The sequence below is a fragment of the Virgibacillus halotolerans genome, assembly GCF_016908515.1.
GTDB lineage: Bacteria > Bacillota > Bacilli > Bacillales > Amphibacillaceae > Virgibacillus_M > Virgibacillus_M halotolerans.
The window spans coordinates 394,378-411,295 of sequence record NZ_JAFBEA010000001.1 but is presented as its reverse complement, the minus strand read 5'-3'; the positions used below and the strand labels follow the sequence as shown (position 1 = coordinate 411,295).

Here is a 16,918-nt window from a genome sequence, read left to right as displayed (position 1 = left end):
TCACTAGAGGAGTTGTGCAAATGATCAAAATATACCTTTTGACGGACGTAGATGGATATGTGAGCATAACTTCATCTACGTCGTTAAGAAACGAAAATGAGCAGACTATTGAAGTGTCGAAAGATCATGAAGTTTTACGGAACTCAGAGATATTTAAATATGTGGATGGTAAGTTGATTAAAGACGTAGATAAACAAAGGCAATTGAAAGCTGAAGCGAATGATAAACCAGATAAATTGACGGATGATGAGATGAATGCTATCGCTATTATGGAACTGTCCGAGAAAATAATGAATATTGAAATGGGGTGACGATGTGTACGAAGGAAGCATGTTAGCGTTGCTTTTCGCAACGTATGTTATTCGTGGTATGTGGGATTACAATAGAGTCCCTACACAGCTGAGAGAAGAAGTCAATGCAATTTTAATAGCAGAAGGACAGGAAGATTTGATCAAACAGAAGGAATAAAATGAGCGGCTATTTTATATGGCTGCTCTTTTTTAATGATAAATAAAGAAAGGGTGATTTAGTGAACATCCCAAAAATATACAACGATCCAGTAATCGCAAGGCGCAGAAACGGCACCACAGGCGATCCGTTCCGTCAAATTACTGAGACACTATCCTTAAACAGGAATTATGCTTTGTTAACGGAAATTCCAAATAGATTTAATCGGGTTCAAATTAAAGAATATTACGAAATAACTGATGGAGAAATAGAAGAAAATCAATTCAGAGTAGACTATGTTAATGGCATAGTCTTTTTTCATGATTCAAAACAAGGAGTATCGCTAACTTTCACTTATTTAGGTGAAGGCGCCTACCTCTTCCCTGACACAAGAATATACGTGACAGGCTATAAAGACGGCTGGACATTAAACGACAAACTTAAAGATGTTGACAGGTTGATTAACGAACAAAAGAATCGAGTGGATACACTAATACGTGAAACTCCACAACCAGATGAAATTCTGGATGTTCGTACCGACAGAAATGGCAAAGTATTTCCTGTCGCCAGAGATAGAATTAATTCAGAACAAGAAAAAATTGAAGAAGCTTATGAGGACTTAAATAAGAAAAAATACTCATCACTAAAAAAGAGATTAGATGCCGATCAGAAAATGGTAGATGATGCTTTTCTTAGCTCGGATGAAAGTCAGCTATTCGACAATTTGGACGCAAGATTGAGATTTGATCACACTCAAATACACAAACGAGTAGATGATGAAGTAGAAAAAATCAATCAAAGATTTCTTCGTGAAGTTAACGTGTTGGATTTTGGAGCTAAAGGTGATGGAAAAGCCGATGATACCAAGGCTATACAGGATGCCATGAACCTTGCTGAGAAAGACAAGTTTATCAAGATTACATTTCCACATGGAGTGTTTAAGATTACGAGTACACTCAGAGTGAAAATGAATACCCACTTGCATCTTAGTGAGCAAACTACAATTTTAAAAGAGTTTGGTGGATACATGCTGGCAAATGGTATGCCAGATGATGAATTCACGAAGTATGACGGCAACTCCAACATTACAGTAGATGGCGGAGTATGGGATTACAACGGTGTGAAATTCCCTCAGATGGCAAACTGTTTTGCTTTTGGACACTCTCAAAATATAGTCTTTAAAAATCTCACTATCAAAGATGTGGCTGGATCGCATGCTATCGAATTGAATTCTAGTAGAGAAGTTCAGTTTTTGAATTGTAAATTTCTTGGATTTATAGATACAGGTGGACGTTCATTCTCCGAAGCAATTCAATTAGACTTAGCTAAAGGGGCAGGCTACTTTGGAGCATTTGGAGGCTATGACAACACGCAGTGTCATAACGTTTTAGTCCAAGGGTGCTATTTTGGAGAGTCTGGAACAAGAGGATCTGGAGCTTGGCCTAGAGGAGTTGGCTCTCATGCTGCCACTATTGGAAGATGGCATTCATACATAACTATTGTAGACAATATATTTGAAAACTTAACTATGCAAGCTATACGTGCATTCAGTTGGAATCACTTAATCGTATCTAATAATCATATTATCAATTGTGGATCAGCTGTAAACGTTGTTCCTCCTAAACATTCTAGCAACCCGAATAATACGATAGATGTAGATGGTGTACAGACAAACAAAAGTCAGAATGTATATAACTTTAAAATCACTAATAATCTTATTCGTGGAGGAGGAGCTCACTCGTCCTCTATTCGTATTCAAAGTGAAAAAGATGTGTGGATTTATGGGGTAGTTGTAAGTGGCAATACCATATCTCAGAAACAAGGAAATACTGTTGGTGTCTACTTAAGAGGTGTAAGTCGAGCTGTTGTTTCTAATAACGTTATCCATGAGAATCAAGCATCGGGATTGTCTCTTCGGGACTGCTATTCATTGGTAGTTGATGGTAACTCATTGACTAATATTGGTACAAACGCAATATCTGCCAATGGTGTTCAGATGCTTACAATTTCAGGCAACTCAATAGATTATTGCGGAGGAAAAGGAATGAGCATACAAGCTTGTCAACAAGCAACCATTTCTGGCAATTCCGTAAAGAGAACAACTACATATGGCATACATATTCATACCAATTCTCTAGGCTTTACGATATCCGGTAACACAATTATAGGTTCTGGGCGAAAGAATCCCGGTGAAGCAGGATCTCAGTGTATTAGAATTACCACCAATTCATCCAATGGAGCAGTAACGGGAAATCTGCTTAGAGGATGGGGAGAAGATTATGAGCCATCTTACGGTATATGGGTAACTGCTACAACTTACAGAATATTTGTAACTGGCAATAACTCTCCGGGATTAGATGCGTATTTCTCGGGGAATCAGCCGAGTTCGAACAAGCATACAGCTAACTCATGGAATTAAATAAGCAAGCAAAGCTTAGAGGGGTCTCCCCTCTTTTTTATATTGTCAAAGGAGAGATAAAATGGCGTTTACTAATTTTTTGAAAAATAAGGTACTAGAAGAGAATTTTACAGACAGGGCAGTTGATGTAGCATTATTTACAGATGTCGAGACTGAAGTGACTGAGGATAGCTATGAAAGGCAATCAATAGAATTCCAGTATTCAAAGAATGGAGAAATTAAGAATGAAGCAGAAGTTCGCTTTCCAATTTCCGAAGAAGATTATGGAATTGTAACCCACATAGGAATCTATTCAGCGGAAGAGTTAATAGACTTAACTGAATTAAAAAATACAAGAGAGATACTATCAGGAGACCAGTTTGTAATTGGTGAAAATGGATACACAATTAGTCTGGATTGAGGTGAGTAGTGTATGTCAATCAACTCACAAACAACGTCACAATCACATGTGGATTATTCAGTATACAGGTTTAGCGCAAGGTCAATCAACAAATCAAACTCACATGTAGAACATACAGTTGATAAGTCAGATGGAATATACTCAACAAATATATCTAAATCAAGTATGAGGTATCACTTAGAGATCAAAAGGTCGGTTACGTCTAATACAAAATCAAACACTATAGAAAAGTCACATAGAGTTATTTATAACAAGGTTGGGACGCAGACAAAGTCTGATTCTCATACATCCTACATAGTAAGAAAAGAAGAAAGTGTAACATCTAAAAATAAATCAATATCAGCAACGGACGTAAATGTACTTGCGATCGTTCATAATTCCTATGACATAATCAAACTGGCATTAGACTACAATCTTGGAGATATGAAATCAATTCCGACTACAGTTGATACATATATACATGATAAATTTATATTTAAGTTTCCCCTATTCAACAAGCATTCACTTACTATTTACATTTATGATGACAGATATGATTTTAACAAAGACTTTCACAACGCTACGATAAAAGTATATGAGGACGGCAAGTGGATTCATGAAAATATATGGGTGGATAAAATTGAACAGTATTTGTTTGATTTACATATTGAGATCGAAACTAATAGAGAACGATTAGAAAATGAAAGAAAATTAGAGGAATATAACAGACAAAGAGAAGAAAATGAGAAGCTAATACGATTCGCTATTTTACTTGGCGCTGCAACTTCAAAAGGTATTATACTTCCTTATTGGATAGATGCAGACAAGTCATATGATGAGGATTATGCTTTTGATGAGGACAGTACATTAGCCGACTTCATGAACTATATGTTTGATGCTGATGTGATTGATGTAAATATTGATGAGTAGGTCTCCCCTACTCTTTTTTTAATGTTAAAAAGAAAAAATGGAGGAGGAGTTAAATGGCTGAGACTAAGATTGATCTTAAGGATTTAGAGAAGGCTTGGAAAGATGTGGCTGACTGGACTAAAGATGCAAAAGTTGAAGTTACAAATCAAAAAGAAGTACAGACAGTTGACGGTGAAGTTAGTATATCTAACCTCCCCGAACCTGTAGATGTACAAAAAGTAGAAATGACAAATCAAAAAGATGTGATATTTCCTGATTTGCAAAATGTTAAAGATGCAGATGTTAAGGCTGAGTTGGAGTCAATTAAAGGTACACAGGCTGAAATTATTGCTGCTTTGAAAACTACTAATGAAAGCCTATTGGAGACGAATAAGAAATTAGAAGGAACTCTTGATACTAAACTTACTGGGAGTAATCTTGAGGATGGGATACCCACTATAAATATAGGTAATAGTAAAGGAATTGTATTAGCTGACAAAGAGCAAATAATGTCAGGTTCCTCGAAAACATTTGCTACGTTAAGCAGGGATAATGAATTATTAGGCGCTAAAAAAATATCATTTTACGTATCTAGTGACCAAAAATGTAAAGCTGTTGCGTATTTTTATAGTTATGTAACCGACGATCTTGTTAGAAACAACATAGAAATAACCGCAGAAACATCAACGACTTTGGCAAGACCGTCATTTTTAACGATGGAAGTACCAGTAACAAAAAGGGTAGCCGTTATTGTTACTAACCTTTCAGATTCTGATGCAGTTTGTAATGTAAATTTAGGAATTTCATGGTAAGGAGGATATTTTTATGGATGAATTAGATAAACTCCCGAGAGACCCTTACGGATTTGGGGAGATATGGTTGGACGCGCATGAATGCAGTATTACAAAAGAATCGTTTATTAAGATGTTCGGGGAGACCGATTTTTTATTCAAATATGTTTTTTTGTATAATCATGAAGCTACCACACCAATGTGGAAAGACCAATTTGATGCATGGAAAGAACAAGGCATACTCAACTAACTGGTTATCTAAAGTTTAGTATGAAAATAAAAATATTTTAAATTAATCGTCATTATTCAAGAGTTACCCTACCCTATCTGCTATATTATATATAACCAAATAAAAAGGAGATAGGTAAAATGAATAATGATAAAATAATACGAGAAATACTACTGAAGATCAAAGGTGGAGATTTTGTAGGACTCTCAACAATTGAAGTGGCAAATGACCTAGCTGATAAGCATGGAGTGCATTCATTTGATATTCTGGATGAGTTTACGATTATTGAGAGAAATGGTTATGCTAAGTTCGGAAGTTTAGTCGGAGCTGGAGATCAGATGATTAATGGAATAACGGAAAGAGGAAACGAATATTTAAGGAGAAAATAATTAGGCGCATCCCTTTTGGGGTGCTCTTTTTATGTCAAATATAAGTTTTCCAATAAAAGAAGGTTTTTATCTGAATTATGAGTTAGTAAAACAGAGTAAATGTAAGCATTCGGTAGATAAACGAAGGTGATTTTTAAGTCTGATATAGATCAGGCTTATTTTTTATGGAATAAAAAGGAGTGTGTTCTTTATTGTGTACAAGTTTACAATAAATGTGTACTTTATTGAGAACGGCACAAAAGAACACAAAAGGAAGGAGTTTCACACAAGTCAATTAATCTAGGAGAGATTTATGTTGGTTTTACTTAGAGATGTACAGAAAGAAATAAATTATGGAGATTAGAGGTGGTGATCGTGTCAGATAAAACTCAGTGGGACATTGAACACTTGCAGAAGAAAGCCGACCAACATGAAGCCAAATTAAACAGTCACGACAAAAGATTAGCTGCCTTGCAGTCTTTCAAAGACTCCACTGTTGAAAAATTGCTTACAATCTTTAAATCTATTGAAGAAATCAAGGAAGAAAGTAGATGGATGAAAAGAAGCTTTACTACAGCATTAATAGGTGGGATTGTGACTGCTGTGGTTTCATTGGTTATATGGCTCATACAAAATTAGAAAGGAGTGAGCCTGAAATTGGATGACAAAGAGATTAAATTAGAAGAGATAAGCAATAAGGTGAACAATTATAAAGCCGCAAAATCACCTCCCATTTTTGAAATGTTTGTAACTTTATTTTCAATTTTAACTGCTGTAATGTTATTTTTATTTCCTGATATGCTACAACCTGCAGACAATAGTATAACAAATTTATACTGGTTGTTACTATCCATTATGCCTCAATATATGTGGGCAATGGCGTTCTTTATATCAGGGGTTACTAAAGCGATCGGCATGTTGGTGGATAATAATGCGACTAGAATAACAGGGTTAGTGTTATCGGCATTACTTTATACTACGTTTAGTATTTGTTACATATTGAATTTCCCAACAATTGGGGCTATTACGTTTACTAGTATGACGATATTTACACTGATAAGTATTTCAACTGTGAAGCATACGGGACTTAAGGAATAGATTAAGGCAATTAAATTTATTTAAGGAGATTGATAAATTATGGATAAAAATAAAAAAGGTATCAACTGGCAAATTAGAGCTAAGAATCCAGTTTTCTGGGCGCAGGTATTACTAGCAGTATTAACTCCCATTCTTGCATATGTGGGGCTGTCATTTGGGGATTTGACCACTTGGAGTTCAATAGCTGATTTGATTCAGTCTGCATACAGCAATCCATACTTGTTAGGTTTGGTTGTTGTCAGTGTGTTTAACTCTGTAACTGACCCTACTGTTTCTGGTATTTCTGACTCTGAATTATCTCGGACATATACAAAACCAAAGAAGAATAAATAAATATTACATAATAATTTAATGATTAATCAGTAAGGACATGTCTCGATTGGGATGTGTCCTTATTTGTGTTTATAAAAATTGAAGGAGACGATTATTAATGGTTAAAACAGTAGCAGTAGATATTGGGCATGGGAGTAATACATTCCCCCCATCAAAAGGGGTTTATAATGGTGGTAAAGGATACGCTGAGCACAGCTTCAACGCTAAATTAGGTATGCGTATTAAAGATATATTAGAAGCAAATGGTGTTAAAGTCATCCTTGGTCAACAGCCAAATAAAGCTGATGTACCACTGACCACTCGAACAAATTTATACAACAGAGAGAACGTTGATGTAGTGTTTTCTGTCCACGCTAATGCTGGTGGAGGAACAGGTCGTTGTGCTTTTTATTGGGGCACATCTAATGAATCTAAAAAACTCGCAGAAACTGTTGTTAAGCATATTAAAGCCAAAGGATACAGTACTCATGGCAATGGCTTACATGCAGGTGAGCGTGGTTCATGGACGAATCTTCACATCAATAGAGAAACTAACATGCCTGCTGTACTAGTCGAGCATGGTTTTATGGATACAGCCAGTGACTTTGAGTTGATTTTTGGTGGCAAACAGTCGCAGTATATTGAAGACATGGCACAGGCTGATGCACAGGCTGTTATGGATTATTTAGGAGTTAAGGGTGGCGCTAAGGTACCTAATAAAACATCTAAGCCAAACAAAACACAAACTGGTTCATCCACTACCACTAAACCTAAAGTAACATGGATAAAAGTAACAGGTAGCTGGAATGGTACTCCCACTCTTAGAAATGGTCAATACGGAAATCCTGTAAAGCAATTACAGGACAAATTGAAAGCTAAAGGATACTTGACTGCAAAACAAGTTGATAGCTATTTTGGAAGTACATCAGAAACAGCTGTAAGGAATGCTCAAAAAGATGCTGGGATCACTAATGATGGATTGGCTGGTAAAGGAACATATAAGGCTTTGAGTGGTTCTGCGGGCAATTTAAAAATCGACGGCATTTGGGGTAATGGAACAACTCGACAGCTTCAGAAAGTATTAAAGACAACCGCTGATGGAGTTATCTCAAATCAACCAAACAATGCTGTCACAAAACAAATCATTGGAGTTACATTTGGAAATGGCTCTAGTCCGATGGTCAAGAAGTTGCAGAAGAAAGTCGGTTCTGCCCAAGATGGTCGTTTAGGAGCCAACACTATAAAACAGTTACAGAAACATCTCGGTACGGTTCAGGATGGAAAATTATCTAATCCTAGTTTGGTTGTTAAAGAATTGCAACGTAGACTAAACAAAGGAACATTTTAATTAACATATGTCTCCCCTATTGAGTTAGGGGAGAACCATTTAGTCCTCCCCACCTCTTCCCTGCTCTATTTAATTAACCTCATGATGATATTATCTTAATTATTGGCGACTTATTGACAATGTCTCGACTGTCTGATATCCTAACTGAGTTTTTTAATATATTAATCGAATCATCGGCATTATCGTGATTTGTTCTTATCACAAACAAGTCATCACCCTTACTTATCTCATCTCCAATTTTAGCTTTTACCGTTATCCCAGCTAAAGGATCTATAACATCATTCTTAGTAAGCCTACCTGCTCCAAGCAGAGAGGTTGCATGCCCTACATCCTGAGTATCGAAACCCTCTATATAACCCCTCTTATCGCTTTTAACTACAAGCTCCTTAACGTTATCATTACCCGTTACACTATCCATGTTTCCGCCTTGAGCTGTAATAAATTCATTAAATTTATCATAAGCCTTGCCGTTACTGATCGAATCTTTTACAAGTTGTCTTGCTTTGTCGATGTTGTCAGCTTTATTTCCTAGAAGTACCATCTGAGATGCTACTTCTACAGACACGTCTATAACGTCTGACTCTTTCAATTTGCCCGTTAGTACGTCTATGGTCTCTTGTACTTCATTTAAATTTCCAACTTCATTTCCCAAAGGTTGATCCATACGTGTCAGAATCGCAACGACTTTCCTTTTAAGCTTATTACCTATGCTTACCATAGTATTAGCAAGTTCTTCTGCTCTTTCTTCCGACTTCATGAATGCACCACTGCCCACTTTTATATCCAGTACTATAGCATCTGCACCGCCAGCAATCTTCTTGCTCATAATAGAGCTTGCAATCAACGGAATAGAATCCACAGTGCCAGTAACGTCTCTTAGCGCATATATCTTCTTATCAGCTGGGACTAAGTTTTTAGATTGGCCAATTATTGAGACTCCGACATTCTTAACATTGTCCTCAAACTCTTTATCACTAAGTTCTGTTTTAAACCCTTTGATCGCTTCTAATTTGTCAACAGTTCCTCCTGTATGACCTAATCCTCTTCCGCTCATTTTAGCAACTGGTATCCCCAATGACGCGACGATAGGAGTTATAATGAGACTAACCTTATCTCCAACTCCGCCTGTGGAATGTTTATCTACAATTACATCATCTATAAATGACAAATCAATTTGATCACCTGAATCGACCATGATTTCAGTAAGCCATGAAGTTTCATCAAGAGATAAACCTTTAAAGTAAATTGTCATTAAGAAGGCTGACATTTGATAATCAGGTATAGAGTCATTTGTATATCCGTCAACCATATATTTGATTTCATCGTAAGTTAAGTTTTCGTTCTTCTTTTTATTAATTATATCCACTGCGTTCATAAAGTTTATCAACCTTTCCTAGTAATTGCTCACTGCTCTTCTTGAGTTTCTTCTAATAGCATACGCGTCACTCATTATCTGAATCAATATTTCCTCACTACAAAGCAAAGATTTGCTTCTTATGAAATTAATATAATCGTCTACGGTGCGACCTGCAGAAGAAAGCATATTGGTAAAGTTTTCGTAGGACGGAATGCTTCCATTTTGCTTGTAGTCTCTGTGAGTGCTTAATGAAATATTTGTTAATTTACTGAAATAAGTTGGTGAATTTAGCTTGCTGTCGATTGTTATAAGGTAGCTGTAAAATGTACTAGATACGCATTCAACAAGAGCTGTTAGCCAATCAAAGAAGTTTAAGGAGAATGTTTTTTCGTCTGATTTAATCGTTATGTTCTTAGATGTTGTCGTGTCTCCTACGCCACCAGTCGAATGTTTATCAACCTTTATACCTTCTATAGCAGAGAGATCAATTTGGTCACCTGACTCCACCATGGCAGTTGTCAGATTTGCACGTTCCGCTTCCGTCATATCCTGAAAGTAGATCGCCATTAATAAAGCACTTGCCTGATAATCTGGAATGTTATTATTTGTATATTGATCGATAAAAAAATTAATTTCCTCTTTTGTTAATGCATGACCATCTCTTTTTTTCTCTATGATGTCGTACATACGCATTTTCTATCAGCCCTTTTATAGTTTATGAATGACTTTTTTTACAAATTGCAGGAATGTTTCCTTTACTTTTTCCGTTGTTTCAATCACTTCACTGTGTGTTAATGGCTGGTCTAATATGCCGGCGGCCATATTGGAAATACAAGATATACCTAGTACACGCATACCAGCATGTGTTGCCACGGTAACCTCAGGAACTGTAGACATCCCTACCGCGTCGCCTCCCAATGTTCTAAGCATTTTTATCTCTACTGGTGTTTCGTAAGCAGGACCGGTGTTTCCTACATATACGCCTTTTTGAATCGACAGTCCAAGCTCCTTGGCACAGAATTGTGCAAGCTGTATATAATCTCTATCATAGACTTGTGACATATCTGGAAAACGGGCGCCGAATGCTTCATCGTTATCACCAATTAGTGGGTTATCTCCCATATTATTGATATGATCGGTAATTAACATTAAATCACCAGGCTTGAAGCTTTTATTGATTCCACCTGCAGCATTCGTAACAATTACCGATCCAATTCCCAGTTGCTTCATAACACGAACCGGAAAGGTCACTTGTTTCATGGAATAGCCTTCATAATAATGAAAGCGACCCTGCATTGCAATAACTTGTTTACCCTCTAATGTACCGGCAACCAACTGACCTTTATGACCCGTTACAGTGGATTCCGGAAAGTGCGGAATTTCTTTATACGGAATAATCGTTGGGTTTTCGATTTCTTCCCCTAAAACGCCTAGTCCCGATCCGAGAATTAAGCCGATAGACGGATTAATTGATAATTTACTTTGGATATACGAACTAGCTTCTTTCATCGCTTCTTGATTCATGACTGCTCACCCTTTGATTTAATATCCTGTAAAAAACTCTTTCCAAATGCCGGCATCTTTACATTAAAGTTATCAGCAATGGTTGCTCCAATATCTGCGAAAGTATCCCTAATCGGTAATGCCTTTCCTTCTTTAATGCCCGGATGATAAACAATTAACGGTACATATTCCCGTGTATGGTCTGTTCCATGATGGATCGGATCATTTCCATGGTCCGCCGTAATTAGCAATAAATCATCCTGCCGCAGTTTGTTCAATACTTCTGGAAGTCTTGCATCAAATTGTTCCAGTGCTTTTCCGTAGCCTTCTGGATCACGGCGATGGCCATATTTTGCGTCAAAGTCAACTAAATTAACGAAACTGATCCCAGTGAAATCTTTGTCCATAGATTGAACTACCTTTGTCATACCGTCCTCATTATCGATGGTTCGGATGGCTTCCGTAATTCCTTCTCCATCATAAATATCGGAGATCTTTCCTAGGGCTATCACATCTTTCGCAGCATCTTTAAGCTCATTCATAACTGTTCTGCCAAAAGGCTTCAATGCATAGTCATGCCGATTTGCTGTCCGTTCAAAAGCACCCGGTTTACCCAAAAATGGTCGGGCAATTACGCGACCTACCATATATTTCTCGTCTAATGTCAACTCGCGGGCAATTTCGCAGATGCGGTATTGTTCTTCTATCGGCACAATTTCTTCATGTGCTGCAATTTGCAATACAGAATCTGCTGATGTATACACAATAAGAGCGCCGGTTTTCATATGTTCTTCACCAAGTTCATCGAGGATGACGGTACCTGAAGCAGGCTTGTTTCCAATGATCTTACGACCGGATTTTTGCTCTAATGCATCGATTAATTCTCCCGGAAACCCATCAGGAAACGTTCGGAAAGGTTGTTGAATATTTAACCCCATAATCTCCCAATGGCCTGTCATTGTATCTTTTCCATTTGAGGCTTCCTGCATTTTTGTAAAATGTGCCTGTGGTATAGCAGCTTTTTCAATGCCTTGTATTTTTTTAATATTGCTTAAGCCTAATTTTCCCATATGTGGCATATCAAGTCCGTTCATGTGCTCCGCAATATGACCTAATGTATCGGCACCTTTATCATTAAAATTTTCAGCGTCGGGAGCCTCTCCAATTCCAACCGAATCCATTACAATTAAAAATACACGCTTAAAATGTTGTTTCATTATGAATACCTCCTACTGTTTCTATTCCCAATGATAGATAAATATATGCATCTTATTACCGTTGTAGGATGTCAGACGACTTACAACAAAAACTATGCACGGGGATGATAGGTTTGATACATATCTTTTAATCTCGCTTTTGTCACATGGGTATAAATTTGCGTCGTAGAAATGTCTACATGTCCCAACATTTCCTGAACGATACGTAAGTCTGCCCCATTTTCAAGTAAGTGTGTGGCAAAAGAATGCCGCAATGTGTGTGGTGTAATTGCTTTCGTAATGCCAGCATGCACAGCCGCTGCTTTTAGAATTTTCCAGAAACCCTGGCGCGATAGTGGCCGCCCATGTTGATTCACAAACAGAATATTATCATCTTGTTTTCTTTTCACTAGAATTCCCCTAGCATGTTCTAAATAATCTTCAACTGCCTGCTTTGCTACATTTCCAAGTGGAACGATTCTTTCTTTTGAACCCTTACCCATGCATTGTACAAACCCCATGGTTAAGTGGATATCACTAACTTTTAATGTAATTAATTCACTGACGCGCAGTCCAGTTGCATAAAGTAATTCAAACATCGCTTTATTGCGCAATAATAATGGTGTATTTCCACTAAATGCAAGCAATGATTCAACTTCCTTTACCGATAATACATCGGGAAGCTTTCTTTCCTTCTTTGGTGTTTCGATATGTAAGCTTGCATCCTGGTGTACAATTTGTTCCCGAATTAGAAACTGGTGAAAAGAACGTATGGAAGCAATATGTCGTGCGATCGTTGCCGAAGACTTGCCGTCGTCCTTTAACATATAAAGAAAATGAACGATATCACTTCTGACGACATCTTCCCAAATTGACTTTTCCACCACTTTATCAATATATGTTATATAGTTGCTTAAATCTCTTTTATAGGATGTTAAAGTGTTTTCAGAAAGCCCTCTTTCTATTTGCAGAAAATGAAAATAATCTTCAAAGGCATACGTCAGCATGTTTCTTACTCCCCTAGTCGAAAAAATAAATTCAAGCGATCAATCAAGCTTTGATCTTCATTAAATACCTTTACTGCAGCACCCTCCGGTGTATCATAACGATGATATTGTTCATACTCCGAATGCATGACACGTAGGCCATAGTAAAATAAAAATGTACAGGCTATAAATATAACAAATACCTTCGATGTGTCCCACACGATCCGTCCCATAGAGCATGTCTCCTTTTAAATAGCTTCTACTATAAAAGATATGCCTAAAATGACCGATATTATACATATAACCTATAATTAATAATGCTGTATTTTAAATGTAACCCTTTTCCATGTATTTGTAAATCACATTTTTGCGTAAAAAGAGTTGAAAGTCCTTCCAGAATCGCCATTAGATAACTTGGCATTCGCCTACGCTCATGCAAATAGGTAAGTTTTTTCTTACCTATGTGAAAATAAAAAACCTTTCATCCCGTAAGGAAAAAAGGCTTCGAGTCATCGATGATTAGTTTGCTTTCACTGCTGCTTCCTGACATTGTTTACAAATACCGTGAAAAGTCAAGCGATGATCTTTTACTTGAAATCCCCAATCATTTTGTACTACTTCTTCTACATCTTTTAATAAATCGTCAACAATCTCTTCAACAGAACCGCATTCAATACATACGAGATGATGATGAAAATGTTCTGCTCCTTCTTTACGAAGATCATAACGGGAGACACCATCACCGAAGTTAATTTTATCAACAATTTTTAATTCCGATAATAATTCTAAAGTACGGTATACTGTAGCAAGACCAATTTCAGGTGCTTTTTCTTTCACTAATAAATATACTTCTTCCGCACTTAGATGGTCTGTTTCTCGTTCTAACAATACGCGAACTGTCGCTTCCCGCTGGGGTGTAAGCTTATAGCTCTGCGAATGGAGTTGTTTTTTTATCCGATCAATTCGATGTTCCATGGTAAGTCCCTCCCTCATAGCCCATCTATATTATAGGCACCAATGAATTGCGTGTCAAAGTATAATCTCACATTGTATTTATAACAATTATAATCTAAGTTTCATTATTAGTAAAATGATTTAATCAAAGATTCCATCGCCCCATTGGCAACATAGACCTCTAACACTGCTGCAATCAATGATCCAGCTAATAAAAAAATAAAAATTGTTATATATCTTCCGAACGGCTGGAAGATGGAATGAGAAATTCTGCGTGTGAAAAGTTTATTTAATAAAGTTAGTGAAAATATCATGGATAAACTGCCAGCAATAATATAGACTGGTATAATTAAAATATTTTGTGGTGCAATCGATAATGAAGCAAGTAATAAGCCCTTAGCACCTAGTTGATTTACAATAAAACCAACTGAGAATCCTACGACCAGCCCTTTTATGAATAGCAAAATCCAGACAATTGGTAAACCGATAACCGATAACCCCAAAACAAACAACAATAATAAATATTTGGCATGGTAAAAGAAACTGTCTTTTAATAACTCGGTACTTCCCGGCTGTTGCTCATCCACAACTTGTCCAAAAAAACGTTCCAGATAGAAAAACAAATCCTGTTTTTGTACAAAGCTCATGCTATTTACAATAATAGCGCCAAATATGATCCCAGTTAAAAATAAAATAATCATGAAAATATAAATGGTCGCATGTTCCTTTATGTGGTTCATTACAAGTACTTTGTTTGTTTGCATCGGAATCCTCCATTCCATAAATGGGTCTATCATAAAACTATGAAGCATTCCGATGAATAATACCAAAATATCTATTTTTTATTTTTTGTTCGCCTAATTTATGGGAGTAATGCTGCCATACTTTCCACCGCCACCTGCCTTTATGGCTAACTTACCCTCTCTCATATGAATAATAGATTGTGCTAGTTTTTCCGGTACAACTGTTTTTAGCTGCGACATTGGAACATGATGGATTATATTCATTTCTGTCTGAAAGTGACTTAACAATTTCTCAAAGGTTTTCGGTCCAAGCGTCGGTAAATATTCTAATGGTACCTGATATAAATATGGCGGACGTTCGATAACTTCCTTCGTATCCTTTAATTCCTTAATCCGGTCTGCTACCCCTTTAATAATCTTCGTTGAACCGCATGCTGGGCATTGCTTTTGTTCCGGAGAAAGCGCATGTAAACAGTCCTTACAAACCGTTGTATGATATTTTCCGAGTTGTGGATTCATTCCAAAGTTTCGTGTGATTTCACGTCCATTCACTTGATGCAATGCCCAATAAAACTCTTTAAATGATGGTTCTTCCATAAGCACTTCTTGGTATTCACGGGCAATCTTGGCCAAGGAATGTGCATCTGAATTCGATACAAACGTATAATCGTGCAACTCTTTTATTTGATCTGCCATACCTGTATCTGAGCTTAATCCAAGCTCAATGCCATCAATTAAATCGGGGTCAAGCACTTCTGTCAACGATCGCTTAACACCCTTTCCATACATGCTTTTAAACGGAGTGAACACATGAGCGGGAATAAAGATCCCTTCCAGTTCTTTCACTTTATATTGCAGTTCTTTTGCTGTTCCATAATAGCGCTGAGAACTAAGCGTAATATTTTTCATTCGAGTTGTTAGCCATTGAGAAAAACGCTCAATCGTCTCCAAGGTTGGAAAATAACATAAAACATGGATAGGCCCTTGACAGCTTTCATCATAGACCTCTATTTCCGATCCGAGTAATAAGGTAACCTTTTCAAATCGGATGCCACCATCGGTTAATTCATAGGCATCTTTCGCCCCTATCAATTGTCTGATTTCCTGTTGAACCGCTGGTGCGTGACTATCGATCACACCAACCAAGTCAATGCCTTTATTACGGCTGCATTCCTTTAATATGTTGGTTAGTGTTAAGCTTTTTGATCCAGTAATCTTAACTGGTTTCTGATACATATCACGTCCAATATGAATATGCATATCCGCAAAGTATGTTTGCAGTGCCATCACATCTGCCCCAATGCGTGTAAATAAAGAACAGCATAATTCGTTTTCGCGTCCTGGATGCGTTCTTCTTCCACGTATTGTTTAGCCTCATCCAATGTTAATTCCAATACTTCAACAAATTCGTCATCGTCTCCAGCAACGGGATGTTCTAATTTTTCAAGCTGATCTGTAATATAAATGTGCAATAGCTCATCAGCGAAGCCAGGTGAGGAATAAAATGATGTAACAAAAGACAATTCACGGGTTGTATAACCAGTTTCTTCTTCCAATTCACGAACGGCAGTTGCTTCCGGCTCTTCTCCTGGTTCTAACTTGCCCGCAGGAATTTCAATGATTGATTTTTCCAAAGGCTTCCGGTATTGCTCGACAAAGACAATTTTATTATCCTTTGTAATTGGGATAACGGCTACAGCCCCTTGATGTTTTACCAACTCCCTTTTGGCTGTTTTTCCATTTGGCAATGTAACATCGTCAACCTGTAACTTTATAATTTTCCCATCATAAATGGATTCAGTTTTAATTGTTTTTTCTTCAAATTTTTTCATTTATGTTCATCCTTTAACTTTTAATGCTGTTTCCCTGCGCTGGCACG

The 16,918-nt window shown here is 37.1% G+C and carries 21 protein-coding genes and 1 pseudogene; 12 read left to right on the top strand and 10 right to left on the bottom strand.

Going from position 1 to position 16,918, the window contains the following annotated elements; all coding sequences use genetic code 11:
• Positions 1–20: 20 nt before the first annotated feature.
• From JOC34_RS02155 to JOC34_RS02100, 12 genes are all read left to right on the top strand, one after another.
• The gene (locus JOC34_RS02155) at positions 21–311 is read left to right on the top strand and encodes a hypothetical protein (RefSeq protein WP_205135057.1); all 291 of its coding nucleotides are present in this window, start codon (positions 21–23) and stop codon (positions 309–311) included.
• A gap of 4 nt (positions 312–315) precedes the next feature.
• Positions 316–468 (top strand): hypothetical protein, encoded by a 153-nt coding sequence (locus JOC34_RS02150; RefSeq protein ID WP_205135056.1) that lies wholly within the window; start codon positions 316–318, stop codon positions 466–468.
• A gap of 61 nt (positions 469–529) precedes the next feature.
• Entirely contained in the window at positions 530–2,866 is a 2,337-nt protein-coding gene (locus JOC34_RS02145; RefSeq protein WP_205135055.1) for a right-handed parallel beta-helix repeat-containing protein, read from the top strand.
• Positions 2,867–2,927: 61 nt separating this feature from the next.
• The gene (locus JOC34_RS02140; RefSeq protein WP_205135054.1) at positions 2,928–3,266 is read left to right on the top strand and encodes a phage tail fiber protein; all 339 of its coding nucleotides are present in this window, start codon (positions 2,928–2,930) and stop codon (positions 3,264–3,266) included.
• Positions 3,267–3,278: 12 nt separating this feature from the next.
• Positions 3,279–4,175 carry a hypothetical protein gene (locus JOC34_RS02135; RefSeq protein ID WP_205135053.1) on the top strand — a complete coding sequence of 299 codons (897 nt, stop codon included), beginning with the start codon at positions 3,279–3,281 and terminating at the stop codon, positions 4,173–4,175.
• A gap of 53 nt (positions 4,176–4,228) precedes the next feature.
• A complete protein-coding gene (locus JOC34_RS02130; RefSeq protein ID WP_205135052.1) occupies positions 4,229–4,966 on the top strand; it encodes a hypothetical protein in 738 nt (245 codons plus the stop codon).
• 13 nt (positions 4,967–4,979) lie between these two features.
• Entirely contained in the window at positions 4,980–5,195 is a 216-nt protein-coding gene (locus JOC34_RS02125) for a hypothetical protein (RefSeq protein WP_205135051.1), read from the top strand.
• A 119-nt stretch (positions 5,196–5,314) separates the two neighbouring features.
• A complete protein-coding gene (locus tag JOC34_RS02120) occupies positions 5,315–5,563 on the top strand; it encodes a hypothetical protein (protein WP_205135050.1) in 249 nt (82 codons plus the stop codon).
• A gap of 354 nt (positions 5,564–5,917) precedes the next feature.
• Positions 5,918–6,181 carry a hemolysin XhlA family protein gene (locus JOC34_RS02115; RefSeq protein WP_205135049.1) on the top strand — a complete coding sequence of 88 codons (264 nt, stop codon included), beginning with the start codon at positions 5,918–5,920 and terminating at the stop codon, positions 6,179–6,181.
• An 18-nt stretch (positions 6,182–6,199) separates the two neighbouring features.
• Positions 6,200–6,640 carry a hypothetical protein gene (locus tag JOC34_RS02110; protein ID WP_205135048.1) on the top strand — a complete coding sequence of 147 codons (441 nt, stop codon included), beginning with the start codon at positions 6,200–6,202 and terminating at the stop codon, positions 6,638–6,640.
• A 39-nt stretch (positions 6,641–6,679) separates the two neighbouring features.
• Entirely contained in the window at positions 6,680–6,973 is a 294-nt protein-coding gene (locus tag JOC34_RS02105) for a phage holin family protein (protein ID WP_205135047.1), read from the top strand.
• A 97-nt stretch (positions 6,974–7,070) separates the two neighbouring features.
• Positions 7,071–8,300, top strand: a complete 1,230-nt coding sequence (locus JOC34_RS02100) for an N-acetylmuramoyl-L-alanine amidase (protein ID WP_205135046.1) — start codon at positions 7,071–7,073, stop codon at positions 8,298–8,300.
• 79 nt (positions 8,301–8,379) lie between these two features.
• Here the strand turns inward: JOC34_RS02100 and JOC34_RS02095 are convergent, their stop codons facing one another.
• From JOC34_RS02095 to JOC34_RS02050, 10 genes and pseudogenes are all read right to left on the bottom strand, one after another.
• On the bottom strand, positions 8,380–9,675 hold the full coding sequence (locus JOC34_RS02095; protein ID WP_205135045.1) for a thymidine phosphorylase: 1,296 nt from the start codon (positions 9,673–9,675) through the stop codon (positions 8,380–8,382).
• A gap of 399 nt (positions 9,676–10,074) precedes the next feature.
• Positions 10,075–10,350, bottom strand: a pseudogene (gene deoA / locus JOC34_RS02090) (pyrimidine-nucleoside phosphorylase); the annotation flags it as partial.
• A gap of 15 nt (positions 10,351–10,365) precedes the next feature.
• The gene (locus JOC34_RS02085) at positions 10,366–11,181 is read right to left on the bottom strand and encodes a purine-nucleoside phosphorylase (RefSeq protein ID WP_205135044.1); all 816 of its coding nucleotides are present in this window, start codon (positions 11,179–11,181) and stop codon (positions 10,366–10,368) included.
• On the bottom strand, positions 11,178–12,377 hold the full coding sequence (deoB, locus tag JOC34_RS02080) for a phosphopentomutase (protein WP_205135043.1): 1,200 nt from the start codon (positions 12,375–12,377) through the stop codon (positions 11,178–11,180). Before deoB ends, JOC34_RS02085 begins: the two co-directional genes overlap by 4 nt.
• A gap of 92 nt (positions 12,378–12,469) precedes the next feature.
• Complete coding sequence (gene xerD, locus JOC34_RS02075) at positions 12,470–13,363, bottom strand: site-specific tyrosine recombinase XerD (protein WP_205135042.1); 894 nt, start codon at positions 13,361–13,363, stop codon at positions 12,470–12,472.
• A gap of 5 nt (positions 13,364–13,368) precedes the next feature.
• Positions 13,369–13,575: a YqzK family protein gene (locus JOC34_RS02070; RefSeq protein ID WP_205135041.1), complete on the bottom strand. Its 207-nt coding sequence runs from the start codon at positions 13,573–13,575 to the stop codon at positions 13,369–13,371.
• A 286-nt stretch (positions 13,576–13,861) separates the two neighbouring features.
• The gene (gene fur / locus JOC34_RS02065; RefSeq protein ID WP_205135040.1) at positions 13,862–14,317 is read right to left on the bottom strand and encodes a ferric iron uptake transcriptional regulator; all 456 of its coding nucleotides are present in this window, start codon (positions 14,315–14,317) and stop codon (positions 13,862–13,864) included.
• A gap of 107 nt (positions 14,318–14,424) precedes the next feature.
• Positions 14,425–15,060, bottom strand: coding sequence for a stage II sporulation protein M (gene spoIIM / locus JOC34_RS02060; protein WP_205135039.1), 636 nt, complete (start codon positions 15,058–15,060; stop codon positions 14,425–14,427).
• A gap of 93 nt (positions 15,061–15,153) precedes the next feature.
• A complete protein-coding gene (locus tag JOC34_RS02055; protein ID WP_205135038.1) occupies positions 15,154–16,326 on the bottom strand; it encodes an endonuclease Q family protein in 1,173 nt (390 codons plus the stop codon).
• A complete protein-coding gene (locus JOC34_RS02050) occupies positions 16,326–16,871 on the bottom strand; it encodes an NUDIX hydrolase (protein WP_205135037.1) in 546 nt (181 codons plus the stop codon). The genes JOC34_RS02055 and JOC34_RS02050 overlap by 1 nt, the downstream gene beginning before the upstream one ends.
• Positions 16,872–16,918 lie beyond the last annotated feature (47 nt).